The following is a 15,187-nucleotide window of genomic DNA, read 5'->3' on the forward strand; positions in this document are numbered from 1 at the left end:
CCCCCCCCCATCCCCCTTCTGTGGCGCGCTCCCTTTTTTTTGGGGGCCCGCGCCTGCTTCGTCCGTCGAATCTGGCGAGAAGAACGTCGGGTTTGTGGGGCCTCCCGCGGCGAAAAACGCGCCAATTGGGGGAGGGGACCTAATCTGTAGGTCGAAACCCCTTGCGTGTCACGCTGGCGAATGGGTATAGTCTCATGAAAGCGCGCATGCGCGTCGTCGCGGTAACACGAAGATGAAACGAAGCCCAAACCGTAGACGCCACCTCCCACCTCGTATTCGTTGGTGGGGAACCGTGGTTTGAAGTTCGTCTCGTCTTCCGTCTCTGGGAGGAGCGGGAGAGCATGAGAGTGGGAAGGAATCCGGCCGTCCTTGCGGGGATAGGCGGGTCGCTCGCGCTGGCGCTGCCGGCGCCCGCGACGGCCCTTTCGCTTGAGGACGTGGTCGGCGAGGTCCTTTCCTCCCCGGGGGCGTCTTTTGTCGCCGGCTTCGCGAGCGGCGTCGTCGCCGTGGGCGGCGTGCTCGGCGTGGCGGCGCTCGTGCGTGGGCTGTCCCGACGCGCCGCGGCGAGACGCGCGGTGGAGGCACCTCCCGAGCAGACCTCCGCCTCCGTCGGGGTGCCCGACGAGGCACCCGCGTATCGCCCGCGCCACATGCGCCCGGTCGAGGAGGAGCCGGTTGCCGGGAGCGCGCCTGCCGATCCGGCGCCCATCGAAAAGCCGCTTCCCGTCGTCACGCGGGCCGCCGCGGAGCCCGCACCCGAGCGCCGCGGGCCGAGTCACGCCGCTCGCGACTACGAGGACGTTGCCGAGAACTACGTCAGCCGCCTGAGCTTCCGCGAGCGCATGGCGCGACGCGCCGAGGGCGTCGCCGCGACGCTCAGGGCGCGCATGGACGCGGGCAGGATGGCGGGCGTCCCCGTCATCGAACGCGCTGACGGGACGGTGGGGGACGTGGGCACGAGCTGGTGGACGGCCTCCGTCGGCGCCGACGCCATCCCCTCGTCCTTCTCGATAGCCGCCGAGGACGACCCGCTCGCCATCCCCGCCGACTTCTCCGGCATGGGCCGCAGGCTTGACGCGGGCCTCTCCTATGGCCTCGACGTCCTGCCGGCGGGCGCGTCCCATGAGAGCATCTCCGGGCGCGTTGCCTTCGTCGAAGAGGGGGCGTATCCCGAGCGCCGCACGGTCGAGGAGCTCACCGAGGACGACGACTGGGCCGCGGCCCTGCGCTCGCTCGACGAGCTGGTCGCCGCAGAGCTCCCGCAGCGCGACCCCATCGAGTTCATCGATCCGGTGGGCGGGTTCGACACGCTCGACGAGCCCGACAACCTCGAGCCTGACACCGCGTTCATCCCCTTCCGCCCGCCTGCCGGCCATCCCGAGGTCGTGGACACGGAGTCCTACGTCGACTACCTCATCAACGACGAGTTCTCCAAGAACTCCTCCAATGCCGTCCGCCGCACCTCCAGGCGGTTCCTGCAGGTCATCGAAGGGGGGACGCAGCGCTCGGCGCACCTCGCGGGGTCCGCGTCCGCCCGCCCCGCCCATACGCCGCGGCACTTCTCGAGCACGGTGGCAATCGAGGCATGATGCGCGCGCATGGCGACTCGGCGCGGCGGCCCAGCCTCTCATGGACCGCCGCGCTCGTTCTGTGGATAGCCCTCATCTGGGGGCACTCGCTCGTCCAGGGCCCTCAGTCCTCGGCCGAGAGCGGCCTCGTCGTGGGACTGCTGAGGCCGCTCTTCGAGGCGGTCGGGGTGGTGGACGCCGACGCCATGTCGCTCGCCGTCCGCAAGTGCGCCCACTTCTCCGAGTATGCGGTCCTCGGCGTGATCGTCCGCGGGCTCCTCGTCGCGCGGCGCGCCGAGTCCGGCAGGCCCGCGCTGCCCGCGGGCCTGCTCGTCGTCCTTGTGCCCGTCATCGACGAGTCGATCCAGCTCTTCGTCCCCGGACGCTCGGGAAACCCGGTCGACGTCTGCATCGACCTCGCGGGCGTCGCGGCGGGCGTCGCGCTCTCCTGGGCGCTCTCGCGCCTGGCCGCGAGGCTGCGGGCGCGGTGATTGTTTCGATGCTGTTAGCAGCGTCACAGCTCGGTTAACAATTCCTCCACATCGCTGTTGCCCCGCTTGGGGCGGGCGTACGGTAGCAGCACGCTTTACGTAAGAAGCGACGGGAGGAGAAAGACATGTTTGAGAACGTTTCCAGGCGCCAGTTCGTGACCGGCTCGGCTGCGCTCGCCCTGGGCCTCGGCCTCGTGGGCTGCGGCGGCAACGGGGGCGGGGAGTCCTCCGGCGCGTCCGGCATCAAGGTGGGCGTCATGGGCCCGCACACCGGCGACAACTCGTCCTACGGCCTCGCGTGCCTGAACGGCGCGCAGCTCTACTTCAAGCAGCTCAACGCCGACGGCGGCGTCAACGGCAAGCAGATCGAGGCCGTCGTCTACGACACCAAGGGCGACGCCACCGAGGCCGTCAACGCCTACAACCGCCTCGTCCAGGAGGACGGCGTGACGGGCATCGTCGGCTCCGTCCTCACCGGCCCCACCATCGCCGTGGCCCAGGCCTCCGTGGCCGACAACATGCCCTGCGTGACCCCGTCCGCCACGGCCGCCGACGTCGTCACCTATGGCTCCAACTACTTCCGCGCCTGCGTGACCGACCCCGAGCAGGGCCGCGTCATGGCCCACTTCGCCTCGGAGCAGGGCTACAAGAACGTCGCCACGCTCTACCTCTCCGGCTCCGACTACTCCGAGGGCGTCAACGCCGCCTTCTGCGAGGAGGCCGAGGCCCTGGGCATCACCATCACCACCCAGCAGTCCTACGCCGACGGCGACGTCAACTTCAAGGCGCAGCTCACCAACATCATCGCCACCAGCCCCGATGCCATCCTCGTCCCCAACTACTACCAGGACGACGGCATGATCGTGAACCAGGCCCGCGGCCAGGGCTATGACAAGGTCTTCCTGGGCGTCGACGGCTGGTCGGGCATCTACGGTGGCTCCGAGAACTACGCCGACGCCGCCAACCTCCACGACTGCTACTACTGCTGTGCCTTCAGCTCCTCCAACGAGTCCGAGACGGCCACGAAGTTCGTCTCTGATTACGAGGCCGAGTACGGCGAGGCTCCCACCAACTTCTGCGCGCTCGGCTACGACGCCGCGATGGTCCTCGCCGCGGGCCTCACCGCCGCCGAGGAGGCCGGGCTCGAGGCCGGCACCGACGAGTACAAGCAGGCCGTGATCGACGGCATCGCGGCCGGCACCGTCGAGGGCGTCACGGGCTCCATCTCCTACGAGGGCACCGGCGACCCGGTTAAGTCCTCGCTCATCATCACCTTCGCCGAGGACGGCACCGAGGAGACCTTCCAGGTCCTCGAGGCCTAGCGGCCCCTCGTCCTTCTCGCCCCTTACGGGGCACCGGGCAAGTCGTGCCCGGTGCCCCGCTTTGCTCGCGCGGCCCTGCCGCGCCCCTCATGAGAGGAGCTCGCCTTGTTCATTACGCAGGTGCTCAACGGCCTGCAGCTCGGCAGCATCTACGCGCTCGTCGCCCTGGGCTACACGATGGTGTACGGCATCATCCTGCTGCTCAACTTCGCCCACGGCGACATCATCATGGTCGGCGCGTACGTGTCGTGGCTGGTCATGGCCCAGCTGGGGCTCAACCCCGTCCTCGCCGTCATACTCTCCGTGGCCGCGTGCACGCTCATGGGCGTGCTCATCGACAAGGTCGCCTACGCCCCGCTGAGAAACGCGCCGAGGCTCTCGATCCTCATCACCGCCATCGGCGTCTCGTACTTCCTGGAGAACGGCGCGCAGCTCGTCTTCGGCGCCGACGCCAAGGTGGTCCCCGCCTACACCGACCTGCAGACCATCCAGGTGGGCGGCCTCGCGCTCTCGTTCCCCTCGGTGCTCACAGCCATCGTCACCATCGTGGCCACGGTCGCGCTCACCCTCGTGGTGCAGAAGACCAAGCTCGGCAAGGCCATGCGCGCCGTGTCCGAGGACATGGGGGCGGCGCGCCTCATGGGCATCAACGTCAACTCCACGATCTCCTTCACCTTTGCCGTGGGCTCGGCGCTCGCCGGCATCGGGGCCGTGCTCTACGCGATGGCCTACACGCAGGCCAGCCCCACCATGGGCATGATGCTCGGCACCAAGGCCTTCGTGGCGGCGGTCCTGGGCGGCATCGGCTCGATCCCGGGCGCCGTCGTGGGCGGGCTGCTCGTCGGCTTTGCCGAGGTCATCGTCACCGCGCTCGGCCTCTCCGTCTGGAAGGACGCCGTGGTGTTCCTGCTGCTCATCATCGTCCTCGTGGTGCGGCCCACCGGCATCTTCGGCCGCACGATGAACGAGAAGGTCTAAGGGGGTGCACGCATGGAGGAAGAGGTCATGACCGAGAAGCGCCCCATCATCTCGACGGGCGGCCCGCAGCCGGCCGCCGGCAGGCGCCGCAGCCTGTCGATGCCCGTGAGGTACGCGATCAACGCCGTCCTGGTGCTCGTCATTCTCGTCCTGGGCGAGCTCATGATCGACGGCGGCGCCATCAACCGCTATCAGTCCACGGTGCTCGAGCAGGTGGGCATCTACATCATCCTGGCCGTCTCGCTCAACATCGCCACCGGCTACCTCGGCCAGCTCCCGCTGGGACATGCCGGCTTCATGTCGATGGGCGCCTACGGATGCTCGATCTTCATCATCCGCATGAGCGAGGTCCTCGGCATCGGGGCGCGTGACTTCGTGACCGGCTCGCCGATGACGGTCCTGCTCGTCCTGGGCGGCCTCGTCGTGGGCGGTCTGTGCGCCGCGGTTGCGGGCATCATTATCGGCATTCCCGCCCTGCGCCTCAAGGGCGACTACCTCGCCATCATCACGCTCGCCTTCGCCGAGATCATCCGCGTCGTGATGCTCAACATCGACAGCGTGCTCGGCTTCGAGCTCACGGGCGGCGCCGCCGGACTCACCGGCATCCCCAGCTACACGAGCTTCCTGCTCGTCTTCGGCTGCGTGGCGGTGGTGTGCTTCCTCATCCACACGATGATGAAGTCCCGTCACGGCCGCGCGATCCTCGCCATCCGCGACAACGAGATCGCGGCCGAGGCCACGGGTGTCAACACCACCTACTACAAGACGCTCGCCTTCGTCGCCTCCGCGTTCTTCGCGGGCGTGGCGGGAGGCCTCTACGCGGGGTGCGTCGGCGTCCTGCAGCCGGCGGTCTTCGGCTTCATGAAGTCGATCGAGATCCTCGTCATGGTGGTCCTCGGCGGCATGGGCTCCATGCTCGGCTCCGCGCTCTCCGCCACCGTCCTCACGATTCTGCCCGAGGCGCTGCGCGCGTTCTCCGAGTACCGAATGATCGCCTACGCCATCGTGCTGATCCTCGTGATGATCTTTAGGCCGCAGGGCCTTCTCGGCTCCTATGACTTCTCGCTCTCCCGCATCATCGAGCGCGTCATGAACCGCGACTTCCCGTGGTCGAGGAAGGGCGCCGCGCCCGCGGGTGCCGACGACGGAAAGGAGGCGAGCCGCGATGCCTAGCGACAAGAAGAAGCGCCGTCCCGTACTCGTGCAGATGGAGACGCCCAACCTCATCCCCGAGCGCGACCTCGGCTCCATCCCCGTGCTCCAGGCCGAGCACCTCGGCATCGACTTCGGCGGCCTCACCGCCGTGGACGACTTCAACATCGCCATGGGCCGCACGGAGATCTCCGGCCTGATCGGCCCCAACGGCGCCGGCAAGACCACGATCTTCAACCTGCTCACGAGCGTCTACAAGCCCACGCGCGGCACCGTCCTCGTTGACGGCTACGACACCGCGAGCAAGTCCGTCGCCGAGGTCAACCGCATGGGGGTGGCCCGCACGTTCCAGAACATCAGGCTCTTCTCGCAGATGACGGTGGAGCAGAACGTGCTCGTGGGCTACGGCAACGCCATGAGGACGAACCTCATCACGGACATGCTCCGCCTGCCCGGCCACTGGCGCCAGGAGGCCGAGTACCGCGAGAAGGCCCTCGAGCTGCTCGACATCTTCGACATGAGGAAGTATGCCGACACCCAGGCCGGCAACCTCCCGTACGGCGCCCAGCGCCGCCTGGAGATCCTCCGCGCCCTCGCCACCGGTCCGAAGGTCCTGCTCCTCGACGAGCCCGCGGCGGGCATGAACCCCGCCGAGACCGAGGAGCTGATGGAGAACATCCTCAAGATCCGCGACGAGTTCCAGATCGCCATCCTCCTGATCGAGCATGACATGAGCCTCGTCATGGGCGTGTGCGAGGTCGTGGGCGTGCTCGACTACGGCAAGATCATCGCCAAGGGCACCCCCGAGCAGATCCAGAACGACCCGCGCGTCATCGAGGCCTATCTCGGCAAGCAGGAGGTGAAGTAGATGGCCCTTCTCTCCGTCAAGGACCTGCACGTCTCCTACGGCGCGATCAAGGCGGTCCGCGGCATCTCCTTCGAAATCAACGAGGGCGAGATCGTGACCCTCATCGGCGCCAACGGGGCCGGCAAGTCCACCACGCTCAACACCGTGGCGGGCCTCATCAAGCCCGACTCGGGATCCGTGGACTTCGAGGGGGAGACCCTCCTCGGCATGCGCGCGCACAAGATCGTCGAGCGCGGGCTGGCGCTGTGCCCCGAGGGGCGTCGCGTCTTCACGCAGATGACGGTCGCCGAGAACCTCGAGATGGGCGGCTACACGCGCACGGACGCGGAGAACAAGGAGACGCTCGAGAAGGTCTACGAGCACTTCCCGCGCCTCAAGGAGCGCCGCGGGCAGGTGGCCGGCACGCTCTCCGGCGGCGAGCAGCAGATGCTCGCCATGGGTCGCGCGCTCATGAGCAAGCCGCGCCTGCTCATGCTCGACGAGCCCTCCATGGGTCTCGCGCCGATTCTCGTGCAGGAGATCTTCGACATCGTCAAGCAGCTGAACGAGGCCGGGACCACGATCCTGCTCGTCGAGCAGAACGCCAACATGGCGCTCTCCGTTGCCGACCGCGCGTACGTCCTGGAGATCGGCACGATCAAGAAGACCGGAACCGGCGCCGAGCTGCTCGTCGACGACGACGTCCGAAAGGCCTACCTCGGCGGCTGACAACATCGGGTACCTGGGCGGCGGCCTTCTGCCGCCCTCGTCTCTGGCGGCGGACCACCCTCCCGGGTCCGCCGCCTTTCTCGTGCCGCGGCCCTTCTCGCCCGTCCCTCTCGTCTCGCCGCTGTCCTTCTCGCCTCCTCCGCCGTCCTTCTCGCCGCCGTCCTTCTCGCCCCCTCACGCTCCCCGACAGCTTAGGTGAGCAAATTCCCTCAACCATTCTGCACGGATTTCTTAGGTGAGTCACAAAGTGCCAGTTGTTCATTGCCCTTCTCCTTAGGTGAGTCGTGACCGTTCGAATTATTTGCTCACCTAAGCGGCGGGGGGTGGCGAGGATAAAAAAGATATAGACAACAGAATCTAAAGTTTTATACCCTATAAGGAAAACAAGGCATAGGGAGGCGAGCATGGAGAACAGGGAGCTGTGTCTGGGGTATGGCAGCGCCGTCGAGCTCTGGCGCCGGGCGCGAAGGAGGGTCGCCGCGCAGAATCCCGACGATCTGCTCGTGCGTCTCCTCTTTGACCGGGACCCGCGCGTCCGCCTTGACGCGCTCCCGACCGCCGTTTCGACCAGCGTGATGCCGACCCACCTTGCGGGCCGCCTCGTCCTCCCCGCGAGAGGGGCGCTCGGCACGACGCGCCCGATCCTGGACTGCGTCGTCTCGTCGCGCGGCGGGCGCGAGCGGCATCATGGCGTGGCCTGCCACCTGCTGTCGGGCCCGTATCCGGAGGGGTCCATCTGCAGGGACCCGGAGACGGGCCTGCTCGTCACCGGCGTGCCGCTCACGCTCCTGCAGCTTGCGGACCGCCTGGATGACGTCGCCATGCTCGAACTCATCAGCGAGCTCATGGGGTTCTTCGTCATCGACGGCGCTTCGGAGACGGGCCTTCGCCACGGCCCGCCGCTCGTCACGGCCGCCGGAATCAGGGACTGGGTCAGGGCGGCGCGCGATCTCAGGTCACGGGAGGGGCTGAGGATGCCGCATGGGACGGGTCGCCTGCTCTCCCTTGTCGACCTGGCGGTTGAGCGCGCCGCATCGCCGGGCGAGGTGAGGTCGTCCCTGCTTTTCTCGCTGCCGCTTGCCTACGGAGGGTACGGGCTGCAGAGGCCGCGTCTCAACGTGCTGACCCCGCTGTCCGCGTCGGACGCGGCGGCGTACGGGGTCGAGGGATACGTCTGCGACCTCACGTGGGCAGACCGACAAACGATGGTCGAGTATCGCGGCGAGCTCGTCCACAAGCAGCGTGCGACCAAGCTCTCCGACGCACGCAAGGGCAACATCCTGAACCACCTCGGCTACGAGGTGCTCATTCTCGAGAAGTACCAGCTCTCGAAGATCGACCTCATGAACGAGCTCGCGAGGATGCTCGCGGAGCGGCTCGGCGTGGCGTTCGTCCTCGGCGGCAGGGAGGTGATGACGCAGCGCCTGCAGCTTCGCCGGGACCTCCTCGGGCGCTGGGTCGAGCCGTGACGGCGCCGACCGGACGACCCACGCTTGCTTGGGTGAGCGCGGACGACCCCCACTCGGATTCCCGCTCGGATTCCCGCTCGCTTAAGTGAGCAAAATGTTCGAACGTTTGCGACTCACCTAAGGAGCGAGATGGTGAATCACCTGCCCATCTTCGACTCACCTAAGAAATCCATGCAGAATGGTTGAGGGAATTTGCTCACCTAAGCGATGCGGGGCGGGATGGCGGGGGCGGCGAGGTTGGCGGGGCGCCGCGGCCGGCGAGAAGGACCGGCGAGAAGGACCGACGAGAAGGACCAGCGAGAAGGACCGGCGAGAAGGACGGCGCGCCGAGTCGCACGTCCTTCTCGCCGCGCGCTAGTGGACCTCGACGGTGGTGCCGAGGGTGTTGGCGGGAAGGGTCTGCAGCCAGTAGCCGGGGCAGGCCTCGGCAAGCGCGGAGGCCACCCTCGCCGCGGCGGCGTCTCCGTCGGCGACGGCGATCATCGTGGACCCCGAGCCGGAGATGAAGAAGGCGCAGGCCCCGGCCTCGCGGGCTGCGGAGCGCAGGGTCTCGTAGTCGGGGATCAGCCTCGCCCGGTACGGCTCGTGCAGGCGGTCGTGGCAGGCGGCGGCGAGCAGGTCGGCGTCGCCGAGCTCGAGGGCCCGCACCATGGCGACGCAGCGGCCCATCTGCCAGACGGCCGTCTCGCGGGAGACCTCCTCGGGCAGGACGCGGCGCGCGTCGGCGGTGCGAACCTCGTATGGGGGAGCAACGGCGACGAAGCGCAGGTTGCCGGCAACGTCCATCCGGGTCGAGGTGGTCACGTCGCCGTCGACGAAGGAGCTCACCAGCCCGCCGAGGAGCGCCGGCGCCACGTTGTCGGGGTGGCCCTCCATGGCGACGGCGAGCTCGAGGGCGCTCTCACGCGAGAAGCCCTCGCCCGAGAGCGCCATCGCCGCGCCGACGCCGGCGATCACGCAGGCGGAGCTGGAGCCGAGGCCGCCCGAGAGCGGGATCGGCGAGAGGATCGTTATGTGCAGGGGCACGGCGTCCGTGCCGAGCCGCCCGCAGGCGTCGAGGTAGCTCTGCCAGACGAGGTTGTCCTCGCCGCGGAAGCGCTCCTCGCACCCCACGACCTCGAGTCGCTCGGCGGGCGTCATGAGAAACGTCGCCGTGAGGTCGAGCGCGAGGCCGAGGCAGTCGAAGCCCACGCCCACGTTGGCCGAGGTGGCCGGCACGCGGACGATGACCATGGGCCGCTCGCGGCCGTCGGCACCGATCACAGGAACACCCGCGCGCAGGCGGACTCGACGAAGGCACCCATGTGCTCGCGGTCGCAGACGTCATCGTGCAGGACGGCGTCCGCGCGCAGGCCGGAGAGCTGGCCGGGCGCGACGGTGCCCGTGAGGCGCTCGAGGGCGTCCATGCAGGCGAAGCCGTTCATGCCGTCGGTGACCTCGCCGAGGGCGGAGAGGACGTCCGCGCAGAACTTGTACGGGCTCGCCGTGGAGAGGCAGACGCGAGCCGAGCCGTCGGCGGGCGTGGCGTCGAGCACGTGTTTCGCCACGGCGGTGTGCGGGTCAATGAGGACGCCGAGCTCGCCCCAGGTCGAGCGGATCGTCTCGCGTGTGTCGGCGTCGTCGGCGCGGCCGCAGGAGAACACGGAGCGGATCTCGTCCATGACGCGGTCGGGCACGGTGTAGACGCCCCTCTCGGCGAGGTCGCCCATGAGGGAGGACACGAGCTCGCAGTCCCCGTCGGAGGCGAAGTACAGCAGGCGCTCCAGGTTGGACGACACGAGGATGTCCATCGAGGGCGAGATGGTCTTGTGGAACTCGCGGCGGCGGTCGTAGGTGCCGGTGGTGAGGAAGTCCGTGAGGACGTCGTTGGCGTTGGATGCCACGATGAGGCGGCGCACGGGCAGGCCGAGGCGCCTGGCGTAGTAGCCGGCGAGGACGTCGCCGAAGTTGCCGGTGGGCACGCAGAACGTGACCTCGTCGCCCATGCGGACGGCTCCCGCGCGCACGAGCTGCGCGTAGGAGTCGAAGTAGTAGGTGACCTGCGGCGCCAGGCGGCCAACGTTGATGGAGTTGGCGCTCGAGAGCACGACGTCGCCCTCGGCGAGGCGTGCCGCCAGCTCGCGGTCGGCGAAGATGCGCTTGACCTCGCCCTGGCAGTCGTCGAAGGTGCCGCGCACGGCGCACACCGCGACGTTGCCCCCGAGCTGCGTCACCATCTGGAGGCGCTGGATGTCGGACACCTTGCCGTGCGGGTAGAAGACCGTCACGCCCGTGCCGTCGACGCCCGCGAAGCCGTCGAGCGCGGCCTTGCCGGTGTCTCCCGAGGTGGCGGTGACCACCATGATCTTGCGCCCGTCGTCCGCGCGCGCGACGCGCATGAGCTGCGGCAGCATCTGGAGGGCGACGTCCTTGAAGGCGCAGGTGGGCCCGTGATAGAGCTCGAGCAGCCAGTCCGCGCCGAGCGGCGTGACGGGGCAGACGCCGGGCGCGTCCCACTGCGCGCCGTAGGCGGCCTCGACGCAGCCCGCGAGCTCGTCGGCCGTGTAGTCCGGCAGGAGCGTCCCCAGGACGAGGCGCGCGGTCTCGCGGAAGCCCTGGCCGCAGACGGCGTCCAGCCCCACGCCCTTCTCGCCGAGCGCGTCGGAGACGTAGAGGCCGCCGTCGGGCGCGATGCCCGCGAGGATAGCTTGCTTGCTTGTTACGGATTGCGCGTCCGAGCGCGTGCTGTGGTAGAACGGGGTCACTGTGGCTCCTTGCGTCCGAGGTACCCGTGCCTTGCTTGCAAGTATCATAGCCGCGGGGCGCGCTCCCGCCGCGCGTTGGATACACATTCGAAAGATTGGACGAGACGCATGAAGATCGCCCTCCTCGGCTTTGGCACGGTCGGCCGCGGCGTAGACCAGATCATCTCCGAGCGCGTGCCCGACGTGGAGGTCGCGCGCATCCTCGAGCTGCCCGACCGCCTCACCGATCCCAGGATGACCTCCAGCTATGACGACATCGTGGCCGACCCCGAGATCGGGCTCGTGGTGGAGTGCATGGGCGGCGTCGAGCCCGCCCGCACCTACATCATGGCGGCGCTCGAGGCGGGCAAGCACGTCGTGACCTCCAACAAGGCCGTCGTGGCGGCGCACTTCGCGGAGTTCGCCGCGGCCTCGGCGGCCTCGGGGGCGGGCCTCTACATCGAGGCGTCCGTCGGCGGCGGCATCCCCTGGATCGCGAGCGTCGAGAAGGTCCGTCGCATCGACGAGGTCACGTCCTTCTCGGGCATCATGAACGGGACGACCAACTACATCGTGGACGCCATGCGCCGCGAGGGCGCGGACTTCTCCGAGGTGCTTGCCGAGGCGCAGCGCCTCGGCTACGCCGAGCGCGACCCCTCCGCCGACATCGACGGCGTCGACGTGGCCAACAAGACCATCATCTCGGCCTCCGTGGCCTTTGACGTGGCGTGCGAGAAGGACCTCCCGGTGACGGGCATCCGCAACCTCAGGAAGTCGGACCTCGACCTCCTGGCCGGGTGCGGCCGCACGGCCAAGCTCCTCGGGCGCGGCGTCTGCCGCGACGGGCGCTACGCCGCGGCGGTGGAGCCGGTCGCCGTGCCGCTCGACTCGCTCGAGGCGAGCGTCCCCTCGAACTTCAACCTGGTGACCCTCGACGCCACCACGGTGGGCGAGCTGCGCTTCTACGGCCAGGGCGCCGGCAGCCTCCCCACGGGCAACGCCATCGTCCAGGACGTGCTCGACTGCGTGCGCGGCGTTCGCCGGCCCGCCTACGACTTCTCGCGCGGCCTCGCGTGGGACCCGGAGCTGCTCCGCTCCGACCACGTGTTCCGCACCGACGCCGCGATCCCCGGCGCGGAGCCCTTCGCGCCGGGCGCCGTGGTCGTCCGCGACGTCACCGCCGCGGGCGCCCGCGCCCTTCTCGACGCCGCGCTCGAGGTCGACCCCACCACGTTCATGGCCGCCCTCGCCTGACGGGGATTATGACAAGGGCGTCCGGGCAGTTTGCCGGGGTGCCTAGGAAGGCAGGTTTCTCAGCATGATCAAGATCGCCAAGTTCGGCGGCTCGTCGGTCGCCTCCGCCGAGCAGTTCCGCAAGGTCAAGGCCATCGTCGAGTCCGACCCCGACCGCCGCTTCGTGGTGGTCTCCGCCGCCGGCAAGCGCTTCTCCGGGGACAATAAGGTCACCGACCTCCTGCTGCTGGTGAACGCGCACATCCAGTACCACGTGGACTGCACCGCGCTTCTCGCCGACATCGAGCAGCGCTTCGTCGAGATAGCCGACGAGCTGGGCCTCAAGTGGCCGGTGCACGAGAAGTTCCAGACCTTCGCCAAGAACATCAAGAAGCACTCTCCCGAGTACATCGTGGCGCGCGGAGAGTGGTTCACGGCGCACCTCATGGCCGAGTACCTGGGCCTGCCCTTCGTCGACGCGGCCGACGTCGTGGTCTTCCACCACGACGGCAACGTGGACATGGAGCGCACGGCCGCCCGCCTCAAGGACGTCATGGTGCGCAAGGGCTGCTTCGTGCTGCCCGGCTTCTACGGCGCCACGGTGGACGGCCAGATCAAGCTCTTCCAGCGCGGCGGCGGCGACATCACGGGCGCCATCCTCGCGCGCTGCATCGACGCGGGCCTCTACGAGAACTGGACCGACGTCTCCGGCTTCCTCTCCGCCGACCCGCGCATCGTCGACCACCCGCGCTCCATCCGCCGCATCACCTTCGACGAGATGCGCGAGCTCTCCTACATGGGCGCCTCGGTCCTGCAGGAGGAGGCCATCTTCCCGGTGCGCGAGGTGAACATCCCCATCCAGATCAAGAACACCAACCGCCCGCAGGACGAGGGGACCATCATCCGCGAGAAGGCGCGCATCGGCGAGGACGAGCACCTCATCACCGGCATCGCGGGCAAACGCGACTTCATCTCCGTGCACGTGAAGAAGGCGCACATGTCCGGCGAGGTGGGCTTCGTGCGCCGGGCGCTCTCGATCTTCGAGCGCTACGGCATCTCGGTGGAGCACATCCCCACGGGCGTCGACTCGTTCTCCGTGGTGGTGAACGGCGCCGACGTCAAGGACTCGATCTACTCCATCGTGACCGACATCCGCCGCGAGCTCGAGCCGGACGACATCACGATGGTGGACAAGCTCGCGCTGCTCTCCGTCGTGGGCCGCAACATGTCCAAGCGCTCCGGCACCTCCGGCAAGATCTTCGGCGCGCTCGGCGAGGCGGGCGTGAACATCCGCATGATCACGCAGAGCTCGCAGGAGATCTCCATCATCATGGGCGTCAACAACGAGGACTTTGACCGTGCCGTCCAGGTGATCTACGACCGCTTCGTCCGCGACGAGATGGTCACCACCAGCTAGCGTGCAAAGGGGACCGTGCAAACGTGCAAAGGGGACAGTCACTTTTGCACGCGGACACCGTGCAAAAGTGACTGTCCCCTTTGCACGTTTGCACGGCCCACAGTAGAAAGGAACCGCCATGAGCGAGAAGACCGTTGCCATCCTGGGCGCCACCGGCGTGGTGGGCCAGCAGATGCTCCAGTGCCTGGAGGAGCGCAACTTCCCCGTGGGCACGCTCGTGCCGCTGGCGAGCCAGCGCTCCGTCGACGCGGGCAAGACCGTGCGCTTTGCCGGCGAGGACGTGCCCGTGCGCCTGGCCGAGCCGGACGCCTTCGAGGGCGTGGACATCGTCCTCGGTGCGGCCGACGACGCCACCGCCCGCGCGCTCATGCCCGAGGCCGTTCGCCGCGGCGCCGTGTGCGTTGACAACTCGCACGCCTTCCGCATGGACGCCGACGTGCCGCTCGTCGTGCCGGAGATCAACGCCGCGGACATCGCGAGCCACCACGGCATCATCGCCAACCCCAACTGCGCCACGATCATCGGCCTCGTGCCCGTGTGGCCGCTTCACCAGCTCGCGGGCGTGACGCGCCTCGTCGTCTCCACCTACCAGGCGGCCTCGGGCGCTGGCAAGCCCGGCCTCGACGAGCTCGTGCGCGAGATCGGCTGCGTGGCCGCCGGCGAGCCGGTGGGGGAGACGGCCCCCTTCCAGTACCAGCTGGCCGAGAACCTCATCCCGCAGATCGGCGGCTTCAAGGACGAGGGCTACACCTCCGAGGAGCTCAAGATGCTCAACGAGGGCCGCAAGATCATGCACCTGCCCGAGCTCCGCGTGAACTGCACCTGCGTGCGCGTGCCGGTGGTGCGCTCGCACTCCGAGTCCATCACGGCGGAGTTCGAGCGGCCCATCTCCGTGGAGGAGGCGCGCGCCGCGCTCGAGGCGGCGCCGGGCGTGCGCGTGGTGGACGACCCCTCCACGAGCCGCTACCCCATGCCGCTCGAGACCTCCGACCAGGACCTCATCTACGTCGGCCGCATCCGCCGCGACCTCTCCGCGCCCGAGGGCGTCTCGGCGCTCACGTTCTGGTGCTGCGGCGACCAGATTCGCAAGGGCGCCGCGACCAATGCCGTGCAGATTGCGGAGTACCTGGTTTAGCAGGGGAGAATAGAGCGCGGGGCGAGAAGGACGGGCGGGTTGCGCGTCACGTCCTTCTCGCCCCGCCGCACGGGCGCGCCGCGCGTGCGTGCCCCTGAGGGAGGTCTCGCCATGGCGCTTCTC

13 protein-coding genes are annotated in these 15,187 nt (G+C 68.6%); 11 read left to right on the forward strand and 2 right to left on the reverse strand.

Features of this window, described 5'->3' with window-relative positions; all coding sequences use genetic code 11:
* The first annotated feature begins 341 nt into the window (after positions 1–341).
* The 8 genes from ACULPM_RS02495 to ACULPM_RS02530 all read left to right on the forward strand — a co-directional run bounded on the left by ACULPM_RS02495 (position 342) and on the right by ACULPM_RS02530 (position 8,556).
* Positions 342–1,589, forward strand: a complete 1,248-nt coding sequence (locus ACULPM_RS02495; RefSeq protein WP_445332310.1) for a hypothetical protein — start codon at positions 342–344, stop codon at positions 1,587–1,589.
* Positions 1,586–2,059 (forward strand): VanZ family protein, encoded by a 474-nt coding sequence (locus ACULPM_RS02500; protein WP_445332311.1) that lies wholly within the window; start codon positions 1,586–1,588, stop codon positions 2,057–2,059. Before ACULPM_RS02495 ends, ACULPM_RS02500 begins: the two co-directional genes overlap by 4 nt.
* A 125-nt stretch (positions 2,060–2,184) precedes the next feature.
* The gene (locus tag ACULPM_RS02505; RefSeq protein ID WP_445331808.1) at positions 2,185–3,381 is read left to right on the forward strand and encodes an ABC transporter substrate-binding protein; all 1,197 of its coding nucleotides are present in this window, start codon (positions 2,185–2,187) and stop codon (positions 3,379–3,381) included.
* A 105-nt stretch (positions 3,382–3,486) separates the two neighbouring features.
* The gene (locus tag ACULPM_RS02510; RefSeq protein WP_445331809.1) at positions 3,487–4,359 is read left to right on the forward strand and encodes a branched-chain amino acid ABC transporter permease; all 873 of its coding nucleotides are present in this window, start codon (positions 3,487–3,489) and stop codon (positions 4,357–4,359) included.
* Positions 4,360–4,386: 27 nt separating this feature from the next.
* The gene (locus ACULPM_RS02515; protein WP_445331810.1) at positions 4,387–5,532 is read left to right on the forward strand and encodes a branched-chain amino acid ABC transporter permease; all 1,146 of its coding nucleotides are present in this window, start codon (positions 4,387–4,389) and stop codon (positions 5,530–5,532) included.
* Complete coding sequence (locus ACULPM_RS02520; RefSeq protein ID WP_167929589.1) at positions 5,525–6,379, forward strand: ABC transporter ATP-binding protein; 855 nt, start codon at positions 5,525–5,527, stop codon at positions 6,377–6,379. The genes ACULPM_RS02515 and ACULPM_RS02520 overlap by 8 nt, the downstream gene beginning before the upstream one ends.
* On the forward strand, positions 6,380–7,087 hold the full coding sequence (locus tag ACULPM_RS02525; protein ID WP_167929590.1) for an ABC transporter ATP-binding protein: 708 nt from the start codon (positions 6,380–6,382) through the stop codon (positions 7,085–7,087).
* A 404-nt stretch (positions 7,088–7,491) separates the two neighbouring features.
* Positions 7,492–8,556, forward strand: a complete 1,065-nt coding sequence (locus ACULPM_RS02530) for a hypothetical protein (protein WP_445331811.1) — start codon at positions 7,492–7,494, stop codon at positions 8,554–8,556.
* A gap of 354 nt (positions 8,557–8,910) precedes the next feature.
* Here ACULPM_RS02530 and thrB read toward each other — a convergent pair whose 3' ends face one another.
* Positions 8,911–9,819 carry a homoserine kinase gene (gene thrB / locus ACULPM_RS02535; RefSeq protein WP_445331812.1) on the reverse strand — a complete coding sequence of 303 codons (909 nt, stop codon included), beginning with the start codon at positions 9,817–9,819 and terminating at the stop codon, positions 8,911–8,913.
* Positions 9,816–11,300, reverse strand: a complete 1,485-nt coding sequence (thrC, locus tag ACULPM_RS02540; RefSeq protein WP_445331813.1) for a threonine synthase — start codon at positions 11,298–11,300, stop codon at positions 9,816–9,818. Before thrC ends, thrB begins: the two co-directional genes overlap by 4 nt.
* A gap of 108 nt (positions 11,301–11,408) precedes the next feature.
* On the opposite strand from thrC, the gene ACULPM_RS02545 reads away from it, so the two are divergent.
* From ACULPM_RS02545 to ACULPM_RS02555, 3 genes are all read left to right on the forward strand, one after another.
* Entirely contained in the window at positions 11,409–12,533 is a 1,125-nt protein-coding gene (locus ACULPM_RS02545) for a homoserine dehydrogenase (RefSeq protein WP_445331814.1), read from the forward strand.
* A gap of 64 nt (positions 12,534–12,597) precedes the next feature.
* Positions 12,598–13,929 (forward strand): aspartate kinase, encoded by a 1,332-nt coding sequence (locus tag ACULPM_RS02550; RefSeq protein WP_445331815.1) that lies wholly within the window; start codon positions 12,598–12,600, stop codon positions 13,927–13,929.
* Between the two features lie 118 nt (positions 13,930–14,047).
* A complete protein-coding gene (locus ACULPM_RS02555; RefSeq protein ID WP_445331816.1) occupies positions 14,048–15,064 on the forward strand; it encodes an aspartate-semialdehyde dehydrogenase in 1,017 nt (338 codons plus the stop codon).
* Positions 15,065–15,187: the final 123 nt, after the last annotated feature.

The organism is Thermophilibacter sp. ZX-H3 (assembly GCF_052599055.1).

Coding starts and splice junctions, on each gene's coding strand:
- ACULPM_RS02520 (WP_167929589.1), top strand. CDS start 5,525: ATGCCTAGCGACAAGAAGAAGCGCCGTCCCGTACTCGTGCAGATGGAG.
- ACULPM_RS02555 (WP_445331816.1), top strand. CDS start 14,048: ATGAGCGAGAAGACCGTTGCCATCCTGGGCGCCACCGGCGTGGTGGGC.
- ACULPM_RS02515 (WP_445331810.1), top strand. CDS start 4,387: ATGACCGAGAAGCGCCCCATCATCTCGACGGGCGGCCCGCAGCCGGCC.
- ACULPM_RS02505 (WP_445331808.1), top strand. CDS start 2,185: ATGTTTGAGAACGTTTCCAGGCGCCAGTTCGTGACCGGCTCGGCTGCG.
- ACULPM_RS02550 (WP_445331815.1), top strand. CDS start 12,598: ATGATCAAGATCGCCAAGTTCGGCGGCTCGTCGGTCGCCTCCGCCGAG.
- ACULPM_RS02500 (WP_445332311.1), top strand. CDS start 1,586: ATGATGCGCGCGCATGGCGACTCGGCGCGGCGGCCCAGCCTCTCATGG.
- ACULPM_RS02495 (WP_445332310.1), top strand. CDS start 342: ATGAGAGTGGGAAGGAATCCGGCCGTCCTTGCGGGGATAGGCGGGTCG.
- ACULPM_RS02525 (WP_167929590.1), top strand. CDS start 6,380: ATGGCCCTTCTCTCCGTCAAGGACCTGCACGTCTCCTACGGCGCGATC.
- ACULPM_RS02545 (WP_445331814.1), top strand. CDS start 11,409: ATGAAGATCGCCCTCCTCGGCTTTGGCACGGTCGGCCGCGGCGTAGAC.
- ACULPM_RS02530 (WP_445331811.1), top strand. CDS start 7,492: ATGGAGAACAGGGAGCTGTGTCTGGGGTATGGCAGCGCCGTCGAGCTC.